Raw genomic sequence first — 16,810 nt, 5'->3', positions numbered from 1 at the left:
CCTGCGCCGCTGTGCCGGACGGGCGGGAGTGCGAAGATGCCGGACATGGACACCGCGCGTTCCGAGCAACTCCCGCAGGGCCCCGTCGTCGACGCCGACTGGCTGGCCGATCACCTGGACGACGTCGTGGTCGTCGACGCCTCGATCATGGGCGAGCGCGGTGCCGCCACCGGTATCCCGGGTGCGCGTCGCTTCGATCTGGACGGCCCGCTGTCCGATCAGGAGGCCGACATCCCGCACACCATGCTCGACGCCGACGACTTCGCGCAGTGCCTGGGCGAGCTGGGGATCGGCAACGAGACCGTGGTGGTCGCCTACGACCGCCAGGGCCTGTTCTCCTCGGCTCGCGCCTGGTGGATGCTGCGCGCCGCCGGGGTCGGCACGCCCTACGTGCTCGACGGCGGCCTGCCCGCCTGGATCGCCTCGGGCCGCCCGGAGGGTCCTCTCGACGACAGCCCCGAACCCGTCGCCGCTCCGCGCGTGCAGCTGGATCCGCGCGCCTTCACGGATGCCGACGACGTCGCCCGTCGCCTGGCCGAGCACGACGGCGCCGTGGCCGACGCCCGCTCCGCCGAGCGCTTCGCCGGCACCGCACCTGAGCCACGTCCGAGGCTGCGCGCCGGTCACATGCCCGGAGCCGTGAGCCTGCCCTTCAGCGAGCTGGCCCCCGGCGGTCACCTGCTGCCGCCCGCCGAGCTGGACGACCTGCTTCAGCAGCGCCTGGGCGGGAGAGGCCCCGTGGCCTTCAGCTGCGGCTCGGGCGTCTCCGCCTGCGTCGGGGCGCTCGCGGCCGTGGCGGCCGGGTGGGAGGACCGCGACCTCACGATCTACGACGGCTCCTGGTCCGAGTGGGGGCGCGAGACCGAGGACCCCGCCCTGCGTCCCGTGGTCCGCGGGTCGTGAACGGCGCGCAGCAGCCGCGCCCCGAACCGGGATCCAGGCGAGAGGCGCGCGAGCTGGCAGCAGAGCAGGAGCGCCGTCGGCTCCAGGAGCGCGCCGAGAGGGCCGCAGCGCCGGGGGCGATCCGACGTCGCCGCCTGCTGCAGGCGCTCGGCGGTCTGGCCGTCGCCGTCGGGGTGGGAGCAACCGTCACCACGCCGGTGGGTCAGCAGCGCGCGCAGACGTGGCGCGACCCCGCGGATCGCGAGCCCGCCGGCACCCCGGTGGACCGCGGCCGCCACACCTGGGGCGCGGATGAGAAGCGCCAGACCGGCTGGCTGCTCGTGCCCGATCCGGAGGCCTGGGGTGACGGCTCCTCGCGCCCCACGCATCCCGTGGTCGTGATGCTGCACGGCGGCTCCTGGCACGACGCTTCGGATCCCTCGTATATGGCGGATCTGGCATGGGACCTGGCCGCCTGGGGCGTGGCCGTGTGGGTGCCCACCTACCGCGGGCTCGACGGCAGCGACGGCCCTGGCGGTTGGCCGGAGACTTTCCAGGACGTCTCGGATGCCGTGGACTACGTGGCCGAGCTCGGGAAGCCCGGGGAGTTCACCCCGGATCTGGAGCAGGTCCACCTGCTGGGCCACAGCGCCGGCGGGCACCTGGCGGCATGGGCGCTGGGGCGCGATCTGCTCCCCGAGGGCGCTCCGGGGAACGACTGCCGCGTCATCGCCCGTTCGGCCACCGCCATGGCCGGGGTCTACGACCTCGAGCTCGCGGAGCGCTCGCAGCGAGGCTGGCTGGTGCGCTCCCTGCTCAGCGGCGCCGACCCGGACGAGGATCCCGAGCGCTACGAGATGGCCTCCCCGATCGACCAGCTGCCCCTGGACCGGGCCGTCAACGTCCTGCACGGGCGCAACGACGCCACCGTCCCGGAGTCCACGACCCGCAGCTACGTGCAGCGCCACGAGGAGACGGGCAACACCGGACGGATCGTGATCCTGGACGACGCCGATCACGACGCGTGGGCCGACGTCCACGGCGAGCCCTGGTTCCGGGCGCGCCAGGCCCTGCTCGAGCAGATCCCCTCCGGCTCCGCGTGAGCGCCCGGATCCCGCGGCGGCTGCTGCTGCGCGGTGCCGGCCTCTCGGCCGCGGCCGTCGCCTGCCTGGCAGCGAGCACCCCGGTGCGCCCGGGGAAGGCGCAGTCGCTCGTGGTCGCCGGGCGCGCCCGGGCCAGAGGCTGGGACGACGTCGGCGTGATCGTCTGGGGCTCCCCGGATCGGGGTCAGTACGGGCATCTCGTCCTGCCGCAGCGCCGGGCATGGGGGCGGGAGCGGCTGCCCGTGATCGTCTTCTTCCACGGCGGGGGATGGCGGGAGGCGTCGAGCTGGGACTACGTTCTGGGCGCGGCCCGCGACCTGGCGCGCTACGGCGTGGCCGTGTGGCTGCCGGCCTATCGCGGGACGCCGTCCCCGGGCGGGTGGCCGGGGACGTTCGCGGATGCGTTGACCGGTGTGCAGGCGGTGGCCCGCCTCAGCGAGCACGCTCCCTTCACCCCGGATCCGCAGCGGATCCACCTGGTCGGGCACAGCGCCGGCGGGCACCTGGCGGTCTGGGCGGCGGGGGCACTGTCCGGGGCCCTGGGGGCGGCTGCGGCGACCGGCGACGACGGCCCCGCAGAGCTGCTCGCCTCCCTGGCCGCGCAGAGCGAGGTCTCCGTGGCCAGCGCGATCTCTCTGGCCGGCGTGCTGGATCCGGTGCGCGCCGTGGAGGAGGACCAGGATCAGTTCGTGGTGGACCTGCTGGGCGGGACGCCCCAGGAGCAGCCCGAGCGCTACGCGCTGGCCTCGCCGCTGGAGCAGCTGCCCACGGGCTTCCCCGTGCATGTGGTGCACGGGATCGATGATCGGACGGTTCCTGTGCAGACCGTCGAGCCGTACCTGGAGCGGCTGCGCTCGCAGGGGCAGGCCGGGCGGATCGAGCTGGTGCGGGGCGCGCAGCACAACGACCTGATCCAGGTCAGCGATCCCGCCTGGCCGGTGACGCGGGAGGTCTGCCTGGCGGCGGTGGGGGCGCCCGACGGACGCTGAGACTCAGCCGCGCTGCGCCATCTCCTCAAGGTGCGCCAGGTGATGCAGGATCGCCTGCTCGCCCTGGAAGCTCAAATGCACCCGCTGTCCGGAACCAGGACGCTCGGAACCGGGCCGCTTGTCCTCCCGGACGAAGACCAGCCGGCTGTCCAGCAGGGCCAGCGCGGTCTCGAAGCGCGCCGGGTCCAGGCGCGCATCCCGAGCCACAGGGCCAGGTCGAACACCACCGCCAGCCCGATCTGGGGCAGCAAGCCTGCACCGGAGTCGGCCAGGATGCCGGAGAGAGTCTGAGCGACGAACAGCCCGCCGAAGAGACCCAGGAACCCCAGGCAGCCGGTCTGGCCGGACCACTGTTCGCGATTGAGCTTGAAACAGGCGGATCTGCCGCGATACCGCCAGGCGGCCAGAAGAGCGACAGCCGCACCGTGGGCGAGGAGGCCGGCGCCGAGCGCCCAGCGGCCTGCGATCCCGAGTCTGCTGCCCAGCCACATCAGCGTCAGGGTGAGGCCTTCGGCCGCGCCGCTCCCACCGGACGGCCACAAGCGCCGGGCCAGGGAATCCAGGTCGGCCTGGATCAGGGCGAGTGCCATGAGCATCTGCCGGTCGTCGGGGTGAGGACGACTGCCAGCCTGATCAAGCCGCGTCGTGGAGCAGGGCCTCGTCCTGCGGACGCAGGCTGATCCAGGCGGCGGCGGTGATCGCGGCCAGCACAGGCATGGTGGCCACAACAGCCTGCAGCCGGCTGTCCGCGTAGAAGTAGTAGTCGGCGTTCAGATCTCCCAGAACGTGGGCTGCGATCAGGGCGGGGTTGTTGGCGAAGAGGAACCACAGTGCCGCGAAGAGCGCCAGGGAGACGGCCCAGCCCACGGGCGTGCGCTGGGCGGGGGCATGCGGAAGGACTGCCGCTGCCAGAGGCAGTACCCAGACCCAGTGGTGCTCCCAGGAGATCGGCGAGATGAGCAGCATCACCATGGCTCCGATGCACACGGCCGAGAACAGGTCGTCATGGCGGGCGAGACGACGGATCGCCAGGCCCCCGGCCATGATCAGCAGCAGCGACAGCACCAGCCACAGGGGGCGGACGGATGCCTCTGGGAAACCCCACTGATACAGCGTCCCCGTCAGCGACTGGTTGGACAGCCGGGTGGCATCGCCCACTCTGTCCGTGGACCACAGCTGCTCGGTGAAGTACGAGAACACCTGTCGGGGCAGGAAGAGGGCGGCAATCACCACCGTGGTCATGAACCCGACGGCCATGCCGGCGATCGTCCGCCACTGCTGCAGAGCCAGCGGAACGAGGCCCATGGCGGCCGGCGTGATCTTCAGCCCGGCGGCAAGCCCCGTCAAGAAGCCCGCGGCACGGCGACGGGTGCTCTGGCGTGTGAGATCGGCGAGGATCAGCACCGCCAGGAGGGTGTTGATCTGCCCGTAGAAGAACGTGAAGCGCACGGGGTAGAGGTGGCTGGCGGCCAGGCAGCCCAAGGAGAACGCCACGAGAGTGGGAACCACCCGGAGACCGAACCACGAGCGTGAGAAAGGCGCGAGACGCAGGGCCTGCCACACCAGAACGACCATCGCCAGCGAGCCGCCGAGGCACATCACATGCCATGCCTGTTCGAGGCTCATCCCGCCCAGGGGATAGAACAGCAGCGCGGCCGATGGAGGGTAGGTGAAAGGCAGCTCGAACTTCCGCGTCTCCACCAGCGACGGGGCATAGAGCTCGTCAGTCGCGGGGTTCAGGCCGTGGAGGACCTGCGCCGCCCGCCAGTAGACCTCCATGTCCAGTCCCGGTGCATCCCAGTAGATCGCAGACATATAGGCCGCGAAGAGCACCGCGATCACTGCCATCCCGGCTCGCATCACCCACCGCGAACCCGGATGGGTCGACGAGGCCGTGCTGGGGGCTCGCCAGAGGGTGCTCGACATCGGTCTCCTTCGGAGTTCGGGCACAAGGCCTCGAACGGGTCCTCGCCGCCTGCGGCAGCAACGGGGATATCCTAGAAGGCGCTTGGATGACCATGGTCTCGCGGAGAGTTCTGCGCGGGGGTCGCCCCCGCCCCGCCGTTCCCGAGGACTTGGAGGATCATGCTCTCGAGCACTGCCGCCCCCGACAACGGCGATCGGCGAGAGACCTCTGAGTCGAAAAATGGAGCCGCGGACCGACTGCCGAGATGGCCCATTGCTCTTGCGCTGGCCCTGAGCTTCGGGACAGCCTTCTGGGGCATCGCCCAGCCGGAGTTCTGGCACGACGAAGTCGCCACGATCTCGGCGGTGACTCGTCCTTTCCCTGAGCTTCTGCAGATGCTCCGCAACGTCGATGCCGTGCACGCCCTGTATTACGTGCTCATGCACCCGTGGGCGGCCGTCTTCGGGACGTCCGAACTGGCCATGCGGACTCCTTCCGCCATCGCGCTCATTCTCATGAGCGGGTTCCTCACCAGGACCACCATGAGATGGGCCGTCTCCGTGACAGGGGAGGGCGTCTCTCGATCTGTGATCTCCGGAGTTCTGACCGCAGTTCTCGCTGCGGCACTCCCGGGCCTGACGTGGGCCGGGCAGGAGGCCCGGGGCTATGCGATGGGCATGCTCGCCTGCGTCGTGGCGCTGTGGTGCTTCGAGAACTACCTGCGGGGGTATCGCAGAGCTGATCTGCTGGGATTCGGAGTCGCCCAGATCCTCGCGGTCGGCTTCGCCATGTACTCGTTGCTCGTGGTGCCGCTGTTCGTGCTGAGAGCTGTCCTGGCCGGCAGGAAGCCTGGCCTGCACACGCTGATGGCGGCTGCTGGTGTCGGCGTCGCAGCCGCCCCGCTGGCCGTCCTCGCCTATTCGCAGAGCGAGCAGGTCGCCTGGATCAATCGCGGGATTCCCGAGATGCTGCAGAGAATGGCGGCGCAGTACTTCTTCAGCCCGGCGAACGCCGATGGGCATTGGGGTGGCATCGGCCACGCCCTGGCTCCGTGGCTGGCGCTGCTGAGCGCAGTCATCGTGATTGTCGGGCTTATCCGATCTCGGGACCGAGGGCTGACGAGGTGGCTCCTGGCCTATGCCCTCTTGCCTGCGGTCGCTCTTCTGCTCGCTCGAATCGTGGGCATGCAGCTCTACACCGAGAGGTATCTGGCCTTCGCGGCACCAGTCGTCGTCGCACTGCTTGCGCTGAGCCTGACGACGCTTCCGTCTCGCGCACTTCGCATGGTCTTGATCGGGGTGCTGGTGGTGGGATTCATCCCCTCTCTGGTCGGGCAGAAAGAAGCGGAGGCCAAGATCGGCCATGAGTACCGCACGGCCGCAGAGTTCTTGGGCGACCCCGAATCGGTGATCTTCATGGAAGCCGTGGACCGGAGCCTCATCTACGCGTATCCGTTGGACCATCCCATCGAAGACCCCATGCTCGCGGAGGATCGACTGTCCTCGGACACTCTCTGGGGCATCAACCGGGAGGGATGGATGGCGTGGGAAGTGCCTGTTCACGGAAGGACGGCTGTCGTCTCCTATCACTCGAACGAATATCACCAGACGGTGGTCGAGTCTCTCGAGGCTCGGGGCTGCTCGGTGACGGGCCATGATGCGAGCACGCGGTTCGGCATCACCGCTCTGGACTGCTCGGGTTGACGTTTGACGCCAGATATCTGTGTCGTTCCCAAGGGCGCAGGGAATTTCTGGGGGTTGTGAAGGGCGCTCAGTGAGACCTGTCTCCCACCTTCGTGGTCAAACCTCTTCCACGGGCGTTGACTGTCCACTGGGTCAGATCCCGTGAGCCCTCGCCTTGGGGGCATCGTGACGCACCCTCCTTCTCTGATGGGCGGTTCTGATGCCTGTACTGTTGGTTCCTCATCGATATTCGACGCCTAGCTCTCGAGTGCAGCGGGCGCATTCCGTCGAGACGGCAAAGCCTTGAGGCGCGCAACTATCACAAATGCCATATATATGGCGCTTGGCGGGCTGGGATTTATTGCATACGCCATCTATTCTCAGCTTTGGCTTGGGGTCTCATCAGGGTTTGGGGTCCTGGTGTTCACGGCCATATTCGACTTTGTCGAGAAGCGTTCACAGACAGGACAGACAGGGCGGGGTCGAAGGTGACGTAGCTGCCACTGCAGTAATTCTGATCAAGACTATCGTGGGTTGTGCTGGCTGATGGATTGTCTTGGGTGGAATCGCCGCGAGGGTCGCATGGGCGCAAGGGGGGGTGTTTGAAAGTGCGCAATCATCCGGGCAGGAGAAGATATTCGGGATCGACTGCGGTGTGGATGCTGCAGTCTGTGTTCCTGGTGGTAGCGGGTGTTGTGGTCGGTGACTGGCGAATAATCGCCCTGGTGCTGTGGGTATCGCCGGAACTGTTGGCTTCTTTATGAGCAATGAGCGCAATTCAAAATAGTTTCGGCAAATCCTGTTCGCACGTGATTGAGGAAAAATGATCGACCCGTTCGGAGTCCCTCTCCTGGCTATCGGCTGCCTGTCGGTGGTCATGGCCTACCTGTTCCAGAAGCACTTCATCAACAAGGGGATTGCGCGCGGCGGTCCGCGGATCATGCTCCCCATGGGCGTGATGGGCGCCCTGCTCGCTGTGGTGGGGCTTGTCCTCGTGATCCGCGGGCTGCTGTAGCGCCGAGCCGGCCCAGGCTGCCCAAGCGCAGCCCGGTCGGCCCCTGACCGCCAGCATCTAGACTTCCCGCGATGACCCCGAACGACCAGTCGCCGCATCCCACGCCTGAGCCCGAACCGAGCCAGGGCGGGCGTCGTCGGCTGGCGGGAGCCTCCCGGGCCGCGCGGCGGGCCGTGGCCCCCTTCAGTCATGCGGGCTACCCGCGGCTGGCTGCGGCCATGCTCGCCGTGGTGCTCGCGCAGGGCACCTGGGCGCTGACCATCGTCTTCCAGGTCATGGCCCAGGGCGGCTCCCCGGTCGAGCTCTCCGTGGTCTCGGCCACCGGCGCGGTGGGCGTGGTGATGTTCGCGCTGATCGGCGGGGTCGTGGCCGACCGCTTCCCGCCGCACCTGGTCCTGCGCGGCGTGCTGATCTCCTCCACGCTCGTCACCGCCGTCACCGCGATCCTCAGCGCCACGGGGATGCTGAGCGTGGGGCTGCTGGCGGCGTCGTCGTTCCTGATCTTCGCGGGCGTAGGGATCTTCTACCCGTCCTACTCCGCCTCGCTGCCGCGGCTGCTGCCGGCCGAGGCGCTGCTGGCGGCCAACGGCCTGGAGGGCTCCGCACGGCCCCTGCTGCAGACGGCCGCCGGGCCCGCGCTGGCCGGTCTGCTGGCCGCGGCGCTCTCGCCGACCGCCGGCTTCGCCATGGTCGCGCTGTGCTATGCGGTGGCTGTGGCGATCATCCTGAGGCTGCGCGTGCCGGAGCTGGTCCCTGACCCGGTCACGGGCCAGCTCCCGCAGCTGCCGTCGGCGGACCCGCTGGTCACCGGGGCCCAGGCTCATCGGCAGGACGGCGACGACGAGCCCGTCACCCTCTTCCCGCCCGATCCCGCCGCAGCCCCGTCCGGCGGGCTGCGCTCCATGCTCGCCGACATGATGGACGGCGTCTCCTACGTCCGGCGCACCGCGTGGCTGATGGGCACCCTGATCTTCGCGGTCATCTCCGTGTTCTGCTTCATCGGCCCGCTCGAGGTCCTGCTGCCGTTCGTGGTGCGTGACTCCTTCGGCGGCGGCGCCGCTCAGGTCGGGCTGCTGCTGGGCATCACCGGGGCGGCCTCGGCCGTCGGGGCGCTGGTGATCTCCGGGATGCCCCTGCCGCGGCGCTACCTGACCTGGATCATGGTGGCCTGGGGCTTCGGCACGCTGCCGCTGCTCTTCGTGGGCTCCACCGAGTCCTGGGTGGTCCTGGTCGCGATCATGATCGTGGTGGGCGCCACCGACGGCATCGGCCAGGTCCTGTGGGGGACCCTGCTGCAGCGCCGCGTGCCGGCACGGATGCTCGGACGCGTCTCCAGCCTGGACTTCTTCGTCTCCCTGTTGCTCATGCCGGTGTCCATGGCCGTCGTCGGGCCCCTGTCCACGGTGGTGGCCGTGGAGATCATCTTCGCGGCCGCGGCGATCGTGCCGGCGGTGATGGCCGTCGTCGTGTGGCTCGCCTTCCGCATGGCGCGCGACGAGGCCGCGCACCCGCTGAAGGATTGACCCGCGCGCGGGTCGCTCAGCGCAGGTCGAGCACCTGGCGCAGCCGCGCGAAGGCCTCGGGCACCACGCTGTAGTGCGCCCAGCGGCCCCGCTGCTCCCGGACGATCAGGCCGGCCTCCACGAGGCGCTTCATGTGATGGCTCACCGTGGGCTGGCTGATCCCCAGTGGCTCCGTGAGATCGCAGGCGCATACGGACTCGCAGCCCTGCGCGGCCACGTGGGAGAGCAGTCGAAGGCGCATGGGATCGCCCAGTGCCTTGAACATGGAAGCGGAGCGCTCGGCGTCCGCGGAGCTCAGCGGACCGGCGGACAGCGAGCAGCACTCCTGGCCGGATGCCATGGCCTGTGTGCCCTCTGTGCTCTGCTCGCGTGCGATGGCGCTCATGCCCTTACAATACATTGACGAACGTCGATATGAAGACGTAGCCTTCCATCGACATCCATCGATCTGAGAGGCCCGCGCTCCATGGCTGCTGACGCTGCGACGACCGCCCCCGACCAGCCCGTCATGCAGGCCATGTCCTTCACCGATCGCTGGCTGCCGGTGTGGATCCTGCTGGCCATGGCGCTGGGCCTGGCCCTGGGGCGGCTGATCCCGGGTCTGGACACCGCGCTCGAGTCCGTCTCGATTGCAGGCGTCTCCCTGCCGATCGCGGTGGGGCTGCTCGTGATGATGTACCCGGTGCTGGCCAAGGTCCGCTACGACGAGACCCGCCGCATCGCCGCCGACCCCCGCCTCATGGGGACCTCGCTGGTGCTGAACTGGGTCGTGGGCCCGGCGCTGATGTTCGCCCTGGCCTGGCTGCTGCTGCCCGATCTGCCCGAGTACCGCACGGGCCTGATCATCGTGGGGCTGGCACGCTGCATCGCCATGGTGCTGATCTGGAACGACCTGGCCTGCGGCGACCGCGAGGCCGCGGCGGTCCTGGTGGCGGTCAACTCCGTCTTCCAGGTCATCGCCTTCGGCGCGCTGGGCTGGTTCTATCTGCAAGTCCTGCCCTCCTGGCTGGGCCTGGCGACGACCTCCGTTGAGTTCTCGGTCGGGGCGATCGTGCTCAGCGTGCTCGTCTTCCTGGGCATCCCGCTGCTCGCCGGCTTCCTCACGCGCGTGCTGGGGGAGCGGGCCAAGGGGCGGCAGTGGTACGAGGAGTCGTTCCTGCCGCGCCTGGGCCCCTGGGCGCTGCGCGGGCTGCTGTTCACCATCGTGCTGCTGTTCGCGCTGCAGGGCCAGGCGATCACCTCTTCCCCGTGGGACGTCGCGCGGATCGCGCTGCCGCTGCTGGCCTACTTCGTGGTCATGTTCGCCCTGGCGCTGCTGGCCTCCCGGGCCGCGGGCTTGGACTACGCCCACTCGACGACAGTGGCCTTCACCGCCGCCGGCAACAACTTCGAGCTGGCCATCGCCGTGTCGATCGGCACGTTCGGCGTGACCTCGGGCCAGGCGCTGGCGGGAGTGGTCGGCCCGCTGATCGAGGTGCCCGTGCTGGTGGGCCTCGTCTACGTCAGCCTCTGGGCAGGGCGCAGGCTCTTCCCCGGGGACCCCACCGCGCCGGCCTTCCGCGCCTGAACCGACCCACCTCCAGGAGCGTCCGATGAACGACGACACCCGTCCCGAGATCCTCTTCGTCTGCGTCCGCAACGGCGGCAAGTCCCAGATGGCCGCAGCGCTGATGGACCACCGAGCCCAGGGCGCCGTCCGCGTCAGCTCGGCAGGCACCGAGCCCGGCAGCAAGCTCAACGCGCAGTCCGTGGAGGCCGTCGCCGAGCTCGGCGCGGACATGTCCCAGGGGCGGCCCAGCCCGATCGATCCCGAGCTCCTGCGCCGCGCCGACTGCGTGGTGGTGCTGGGCACCGAGGCCAGGCTCGACACCGAGATCCCGCTCGACGGTCGGCTGGAGACCTGGGAGACCGACGAGCCGTCTGCGCGCGGGATCGAGGGCATGGAGCGCATGCGCCTGATCCGCGACGACATCGACGCCCGCGTCCAGCACCTGCTCCAGGAGCTCACCGCAACCCCCGAGAGCTGATCTGCAAGGACGGGGCGCGCGGGCGTCGTCGTCCTGCGAGTCCCCCGCACGACGAGGGCCCGACGCCCGCGCACCGTCTCAGGTGCGCGGGCGTCGGGCCCTTGCGGAAGGTCAGCCGCAGATCAGTTCTGCATGTCCTCCAGCTCGACGCCCTTGGTCTCGCGCACCGCCTTGGCGGTGAAGATCAGCGATACCACCGCGAAGAACGCGTACAGGCCGTAGGCCAGCACCAGGGAGGCCTCGGAGAGCACCGGGAAGGACGCGGTGACGGCCCAGTTGGCCAGCCACTGCACCAGACCGGCGACGGCCAGCGCGGCGCCGCGGATCTTGTTGGGGAACATCTCGCCCAGCAGGACCCACATGACCGGGCCCCACGAGACGCCGAAGAACACGACGTACAGGTTGGCGGCGACCAGCGCGATCGGGCCGGCGGTGTCGCCCAGGACGGGGCCGGCGTCGGTGATCGTGGCGGTCGAGAACACGACGGCCATGGTGCCCAGGGTCAGCGCCATGCCGGCCGAGCCGATCAGCAGCAGCTTCTTGCGCCCGATCCTGTCCACCAGGGCGATGGCCACGAGAGTCACCACCACGTTGGTCACCGAGGTGATCGTGGAGATCGTGAAGGCGTCCGACTCCTGGAAGCCCACGGACTGCCAGAGCTGGTTGGAGTAGTAGAAGATCACGTTGATGCCGACCAGCTGCTGCAGCACGGCCAGGCCCAGGCCCACCCACACGACGGGCTTCAGGCCGGCCACGGCGCCGCGCAGATCGGAGAAGCGCGGCTTGCGCTCCGAGTCGAGGGTCTTGTCGATGATTCCCAGGCGGTGCACCGCGGGGCCCTCGCCCTGCAGGTGCGTCATGATGCGCAGGGCTTCGTCGCGGCGGCCCTGGCCCACGAGCCAGCGCGGAGACTCGGGGATCATGAACGCCCCGATCAGGTACAGCGCGGCAGGCAGGGCGCAGACCAGGAACATGAGGCGCCAGGCATCCATGCCGCCCAGGACATGACCGTCGGCGGAGCCGGCGATCCCCACGATGATGCGGTTGACGATCTGGGAGGCGAAGATGCCGGTCACGATGCCCAGCTGCTGCAGCGAGCCCAGGCGGCCGCGGACATCCGCCGGTGCCACCTCGGCGATGTAGGCCGGGGCGATGATCGAGGCCACGCCCACGCCCACGCCGCCGACCACGCGCCAGAAGATCAGCCACGCAAACCCGGCGGTGTCATCCGTGAAGAACGGGTCCCAGGCGCAGAAGATCGCTGAGACCAGGAACAGGATCGCCGCGATCCGCATGACCTTCACACGGCCGATGCTGTCCGCCAGCCGCCCGCCGAAGAACGCGCCGGCGGCCGCACCCAGCAGAGCGGAGGCCACGGCCGAGCCCAGGGCGCCGGGGGAGACGTCGAAGTACTCCTGCATGGCGCCGGTGGCGCCATTGATCACCGCGGAGTCGTAGCCGAACAGGAAGCCGCCCATGGCGGCCACCAGGCTGATCCGCAGGACAGCACCCATGTTGGCCGTATGCCCTCCCAGGGACATCGGTGAGGTGTAGGTGGACATCGCAGCTCCTTTGCTGTGCCGAGCCCCTGGTGCAGCGGGCTCGCCCTGGCGCTCTGGCCGGGGCCTGTTGCGCGGTCCGCCGAGGCTGGGCGAGGAGGGTCGCCCATGATGAACCGCCGGTGAACAGTGGCCATAGAGTAGGCCTGGCCACAGGTGATGTCCATCGGATGAGTCACCGAGATGGCAACGACCGAGCGCGCCGCCGATGGGCGACGCGCTCGGGCGGTCCAGGGGACCGGGCGCCATGATCGCGGGGTCATCGACGGAGGTGCCTCCGGGGCTGCGCCCTCGCCTCGGCGGCTGCTCAGGCCGCGGGCGTCGCCTGCTCCAGCGCCGTCGCGGCCAGGGCGCGCTCCTCCGGCGTGGCCACCACGAACCCCGCCTGCGTGGTCACGAAGGTGGGCACGGTCGCGTTCCCGTCGTTGATGTCCTCGACGTAGCCCTTGGCGGCGTCGTCCTCCCAGATGTTCACCCACAGGGCGCGGTCGCCGGTCTCGCCGAGCGAGCGGTCCAGCGCGGCGCAGAAGCCGCAGCCCGGGCGCCAGTAGACGACGGCGCCGCCGTCGGCGATGTGCTGCAGGGCGGTGGCCTGGTCGGCGCTGGGACGGGATTCGAGGGCCATGAGGGTCTCCTTCAAGGGTGATGCGGGTCCGGGTACCTCAGCCGCCGAGGCCGATCCGTTGTTCCCCCACCATGACAGCGGCTGTGGGATCGGCGAAAAATTCCTGCGGATTCTTGTCATTCCACGCTGTGTCTCCAGGTCCAGGGGCCGATGGATGCCAGAATCGAAGAATGTCTACCCCGGCGCAGTCTTCTTCCCCCTCGCCGGACCGGGCTACCTGGCACCTGCCCCAGCTTGAGCACTGGATCATCGTCCCGCTCATCGTCGTCCTGGCGATCGGCGCGATCGGACGGATCGTGAGTCTCACACCTGAGGTCGGCGCCGCGGAGTCCCAGGTCCTCGCGGCCCTCGACCCTGTTCGCTCCGGCCTTCTCCTGGCCGTCGCGGGCTTCGTCCACGGCATCTTCTCCGCACCCTGGGTCTACGGCATCATCGCCGCACTCACCGCGTGGCTGGCGCTCGTCAAGCGCAGCGGCCGCGATGCCGCGGGCTTCGCCGTGACCGCAGTGACCATGGTCGTGGTCGCGAGCACCGCCCAGCAGATCATCGGCCGCCCGGCTCCCGGGCTGGGCGACGGCGTCCTGACCGCCGAGGTCGGCTCCTCGCTGCCCTCCGCTGCCGTGTGCGCCGCCATCGGCATCTCCCTGTCCTTCCTGGTGGCCTCGCGACGCCACATCTCCGGCATGGCGGTCCTGCTCGCCGGTGCCGGTGTGAGCCTGGCCGTGGCGCTGTCGGCGCTGCTGACGTCATCCGCCTACGTGCTGGACGTCGTGCTGTCCCTGCCGGTCGCCTGGGCGGGCGTGGTGCTGGGGTGCGGCCTGGCCAACCGGGTCGTCCCGGCCATGGCAGAGCGCTTCGGCTGGGGTCTCCCGCGCGCGGACCGCAAGCTGGCTCACCGCCAGGCTCCGCGCTACAGCGACGCCGAGACCGCCTACGCCCGCTCCGAGTCCCGCAGCACTGCGGCGGCCTCCGCGCACCGCGACCTCGACGACGGCCCCATCACCGAGGAGCTGCCCGTCATCCGCGAGGACGACGCCGCCGCCTGACCCGGCCCCTGCTGCTCCGCGAAGGGCGCCTCTCCCGCCAGGGGGAGGCGCCCTTCGTCGTCGCCGCCTCTCCCGCCCCGCGCCTAGGTGCCTCCCTGCGCTTTCCCGCACCCAGAGCGCACATGCGCACGCCGGGCCCCCGCGCTTACGTGCTTCCGGGTGCAGCCGGCGCAGCGCGCGCAGAGACGCGATGCAGCACGTAGGCGGGGGAAAGAGTGCGGCTCAGGGGGCCAGGCGGCGGTGGCGGGGCCACCAGATGATGCGGCCCAGGTCATAGGTCAGCGCCGGGACCAGCAGGGAGCGCACCAGCAGGGCGTCGAGCAGGACGCCGAAGGCCACCATGAAGGCCAGCTGCACCATGAACACGATGGGGATCACGGCCAGCGCGGCGAAGGTCGCAGCCAGCACGATGCCGGCGGACGTGATGACACCGCCGGTCAGCACCGTTCCCCGCAGCACGCCGGCGCGCGTCCCGTGCTCCAGGGACTCCTCCCGCACCCGCGACATCAGGAAGATGTTGTAGTCGATGCCCAGCGCCACCAGGAACACGAACGCGTACAGCGGCACCGAGGGATCCGAGCCCGGGAACTCGAGCACGTGGTTGAACACCAGCGCGCTGACGCCCAGCGCCGAGGCGTACGAGATCACCGTGAGCACGACCAGCAGGACCGGCGCGAGCACCGAGCGCAGCAGCAGCATGAGGATCACCAGCACGACCGCCAGGATCATGGGGATGATCACCTCACGGTCGCGCTCGGCGGCGTGATTGGTGTCCAGCGTGCTGGCGGTCTCGCCGCCGACCAGGATGGTGTCGTCGATCCCGTGCAGCTCGGAGCGCAGGGTCTCGACGGCCTGGAAGGTCTCATCGGCATCCGGGTCGGTGGTGGTGGTGATCTGGATCTGGACGTCGCCGTCGACGACGGTCGGGGAGACCCCCTCGAACGGATTCGCGCCCGGGGGAGCGGACTCGAGCTGAGCGGCCGCCGAGCCCAGCGGGATGGAGCCCTGCGGGGCATCGAGCGCCGTGACCGTCACGGAGCCCACGGGATCCAGGGCCTCCGCCTCCTCCGCGACCTGATCCATGCGCGACTCCGGGGCGATGACCGTGATCGGGGATCCGGAGCCGCCGGGGAAGTGCTCGGAGAGGATGTGCTGGCCGTCGGCGGCCGGGGACTCGCCGATCAGCGTCTCGGACTGCTTGAGGCCCGAGGCCTGCAGCTGCGGGGCGAAGGCCGCGGCGATCAGCAGGACCAGGGTGGAGAGGATCCACACCGGGCGGTGGCGTCTGGCGATGAATCGCCCGATCCGCGCCCAGAGGCCGCTGCCCTCCACGGCATGTCCGCGGTCGTCGGGAACGACCTTCAGGGCCTGCGGACCCTGGTCCTGGAAGCGGGGGCGGGCCGGCCAGAAGGCCGCGCGCCCGATGAGCATCAGCGCCGCCGGCAGCAGGGTCAGCGCGGCCAGCATGGAGAAGACGATGCCGGTGGCGGCGGCCGGGCCCAGCGCTGCGGTGGAGCCCAGGTCCGAGACCAGCAGGCACAGCAGCCCGGCGATCACCGTGCCGCCCGAGGCCAGCACCGGCTCGATGGTGCCGCGCAGCGCCTCCCGGGTGGCCTGGCGCGTGCTGCGATGAGCATGGAGGGCGTCCCGGTAGCGGGCGGTGTAGAGCAGGCAGTAGTCGGTGGCGGCACCCACGACCAGGATGAACAGGATGCCCTGCACCTGGCCGTTGATCTGGATCAGCCCCGACGACGCCAGCAGGTAGACCACCACGATCGCCGCGCACAGCGCCGCCATGGCGGTGATCAGCACCAGCACCGGCAGCAGCGGGGAGCGGTAGACGACCACCAGGATCACGAACACGACCGCCAGGGCCACCAGCAGCAGGATGCCGTCGATCCCGGAGAATCCCTCTGCCAGCTCGCTGGCGAAGCCCGCAGGGCCTGTGACCGCCGTTGTCAGCCCCTGGGGTGCCTGGCCCTCCATGGCGCTGCGCAGCTCGGGGACCTGGTCCCCGAACTCGTTCTCGTCCATGGGCACGAAGAGCTGCAGCGCCTTGCCGTCCTCCGAGACCACGGGAGGGGAGGGCTGCTGCTCGGCGATGCCGCGGTCCACGAGCGAGTCGGAGATCTCCTGCGCCCACTGCCTGTCCTGGTCGGTGAGGCCGTCGTCGCGCTGGGCCACGGCCACGGCGGGCAGGAAGGGGTCCTCCGTGAAGTCGTCTGCCCGGTCAGCGACCTGGGTGGATTCGGCGGACTGGGGGAGGAACGAGCTCTGCTGATTGGTGGAGACGTCCGAGATCCGCCCGAAGAACGGCCCGCCGAGCATCAGCACGGCCAGCCAGATGAGGATCAGGGCAGGAGCGATCAGGGTGCGCGCCCACGGGCGGCGGTGCTCTGCTGGAGTGTTCACTGGTCCTGCTCGATTCGCTGGGGAGACCTCACTGTCTCATG

The 16,810-nt window shown here is 69.9% G+C and carries 15 protein-coding genes; 9 read left to right on the top strand and 6 right to left on the bottom strand.

Annotated elements, in window-relative coordinates:
- Window positions 1-45: 45 nt before the first annotated feature.
- Genes JOE55_RS06815 through JOE55_RS06805 form a run of 3 tightly spaced genes read left to right on the top strand, consistent with a single transcriptional unit; the run spans window position 46 to window position 2,974 of the window.
- Window positions 46-903, top strand: coding sequence for a sulfurtransferase (locus JOE55_RS06815; protein WP_204782416.1), 858 nt, complete (start codon window positions 46-48; stop codon window positions 901-903).
- Window positions 900-1,985, top strand: coding sequence for a prolyl oligopeptidase family serine peptidase (locus tag JOE55_RS13090; protein ID WP_204782415.1), 1,086 nt, complete (start codon window positions 900-902; stop codon window positions 1,983-1,985). The genes JOE55_RS06815 and JOE55_RS13090 overlap by 4 nt, the downstream gene beginning before the upstream one ends.
- Window positions 1,982-2,974, top strand: a complete 993-nt coding sequence (locus JOE55_RS06805) for an alpha/beta hydrolase fold domain-containing protein (RefSeq protein ID WP_204782414.1) — start codon at window positions 1,982-1,984, stop codon at window positions 2,972-2,974. Before JOE55_RS13090 ends, JOE55_RS06805 begins: the two co-directional genes overlap by 4 nt.
- A gap of 71 nt (window positions 2,975-3,045) precedes the next feature.
- Here the strand turns inward: JOE55_RS06805 and JOE55_RS06800 are convergent, their stop codons facing one another.
- Complete coding sequence (locus tag JOE55_RS06800; RefSeq protein WP_204782413.1) at window positions 3,046-3,564, bottom strand: hypothetical protein; 519 nt, start codon at window positions 3,562-3,564, stop codon at window positions 3,046-3,048.
- 43 nt (window positions 3,565-3,607) lie between these two features.
- Window positions 3,608-4,900: a glycosyltransferase 87 family protein gene (locus JOE55_RS06795; RefSeq protein ID WP_204782412.1), complete on the bottom strand. Its 1,293-nt coding sequence runs from the start codon at window positions 4,898-4,900 to the stop codon at window positions 3,608-3,610.
- 159 nt (window positions 4,901-5,059) lie between these two features.
- Here JOE55_RS06795 and JOE55_RS06790 point away from each other — a divergent pair, with 159 nt between their 5' ends.
- From JOE55_RS06790 to JOE55_RS06780, 3 genes are all read left to right on the top strand, one after another.
- Entirely contained in the window at window positions 5,060-6,583 is a 1,524-nt protein-coding gene (locus JOE55_RS06790) for a glycosyltransferase family 39 protein (protein WP_024289579.1), read from the top strand.
- Between the two features lie 802 nt (window positions 6,584-7,385).
- Window positions 7,386-7,577, top strand: coding sequence for a hypothetical protein (locus JOE55_RS06785; RefSeq protein ID WP_204782411.1), 192 nt, complete (start codon window positions 7,386-7,388; stop codon window positions 7,575-7,577).
- A gap of 71 nt (window positions 7,578-7,648) precedes the next feature.
- On the top strand, window positions 7,649-9,100 hold the full coding sequence (locus JOE55_RS06780; protein WP_204782410.1) for an MFS transporter: 1,452 nt from the start codon (window positions 7,649-7,651) through the stop codon (window positions 9,098-9,100).
- A gap of 16 nt (window positions 9,101-9,116) precedes the next feature.
- On the opposite strand, the gene JOE55_RS06775 is transcribed toward JOE55_RS06780, so the two are convergent.
- On the bottom strand, window positions 9,117-9,485 hold the full coding sequence (locus JOE55_RS06775) for an ArsR/SmtB family transcription factor (protein WP_006214016.1): 369 nt from the start codon (window positions 9,483-9,485) through the stop codon (window positions 9,117-9,119).
- A gap of 81 nt (window positions 9,486-9,566) precedes the next feature.
- Here JOE55_RS06775 and arsB point away from each other — a divergent pair, with 81 nt between their 5' ends.
- Entirely contained in the window at window positions 9,567-10,667 is a 1,101-nt protein-coding gene (gene arsB / locus JOE55_RS06770; protein ID WP_204782409.1) for an ACR3 family arsenite efflux transporter, read from the top strand.
- Window positions 10,668-10,692: 25 nt separating this feature from the next.
- On the top strand, window positions 10,693-11,127 hold the full coding sequence (locus tag JOE55_RS06765; RefSeq protein ID WP_024289583.1) for an arsenate-mycothiol transferase ArsC: 435 nt from the start codon (window positions 10,693-10,695) through the stop codon (window positions 11,125-11,127).
- 122 nt (window positions 11,128-11,249) lie between these two features.
- Here the strand turns inward: JOE55_RS06765 and JOE55_RS06760 are convergent, their stop codons facing one another.
- Window positions 11,250-12,689 carry a sugar porter family MFS transporter gene (locus JOE55_RS06760; protein ID WP_204782408.1) on the bottom strand — a complete coding sequence of 480 codons (1,440 nt, stop codon included), beginning with the start codon at window positions 12,687-12,689 and terminating at the stop codon, window positions 11,250-11,252.
- A gap of 304 nt (window positions 12,690-12,993) precedes the next feature.
- Window positions 12,994-13,311 carry a glutaredoxin domain-containing protein gene (locus tag JOE55_RS06755; RefSeq protein WP_053448067.1) on the bottom strand — a complete coding sequence of 106 codons (318 nt, stop codon included), beginning with the start codon at window positions 13,309-13,311 and terminating at the stop codon, window positions 12,994-12,996.
- Between the two features lie 170 nt (window positions 13,312-13,481).
- Here JOE55_RS06755 and JOE55_RS06750 point away from each other — a divergent pair, with 170 nt between their 5' ends.
- A complete protein-coding gene (locus tag JOE55_RS06750) occupies window positions 13,482-14,357 on the top strand; it encodes a hypothetical protein (RefSeq protein ID WP_024289586.1) in 876 nt (291 codons plus the stop codon).
- Window positions 14,358-14,579: 222 nt separating this feature from the next.
- Here the strand turns inward: JOE55_RS06750 and JOE55_RS06745 are convergent, their stop codons facing one another.
- Window positions 14,580-16,769 (bottom strand): MMPL family transporter, encoded by a 2,190-nt coding sequence (locus JOE55_RS06745; RefSeq protein WP_204782407.1) that lies wholly within the window; start codon window positions 16,767-16,769, stop codon window positions 14,580-14,582.
- Between the last annotated feature and the right edge of the window lie 41 nt (window positions 16,770-16,810).

The sequence above is a fragment of the Kocuria palustris genome (genome assembly GCF_016907795.1).
Classification (GTDB): domain Bacteria; phylum Actinomycetota; class Actinomycetes; order Actinomycetales; family Micrococcaceae; genus Kocuria; species Kocuria palustris.
This window is presented reverse-complemented; position numbering and strand designations above follow the sequence as displayed.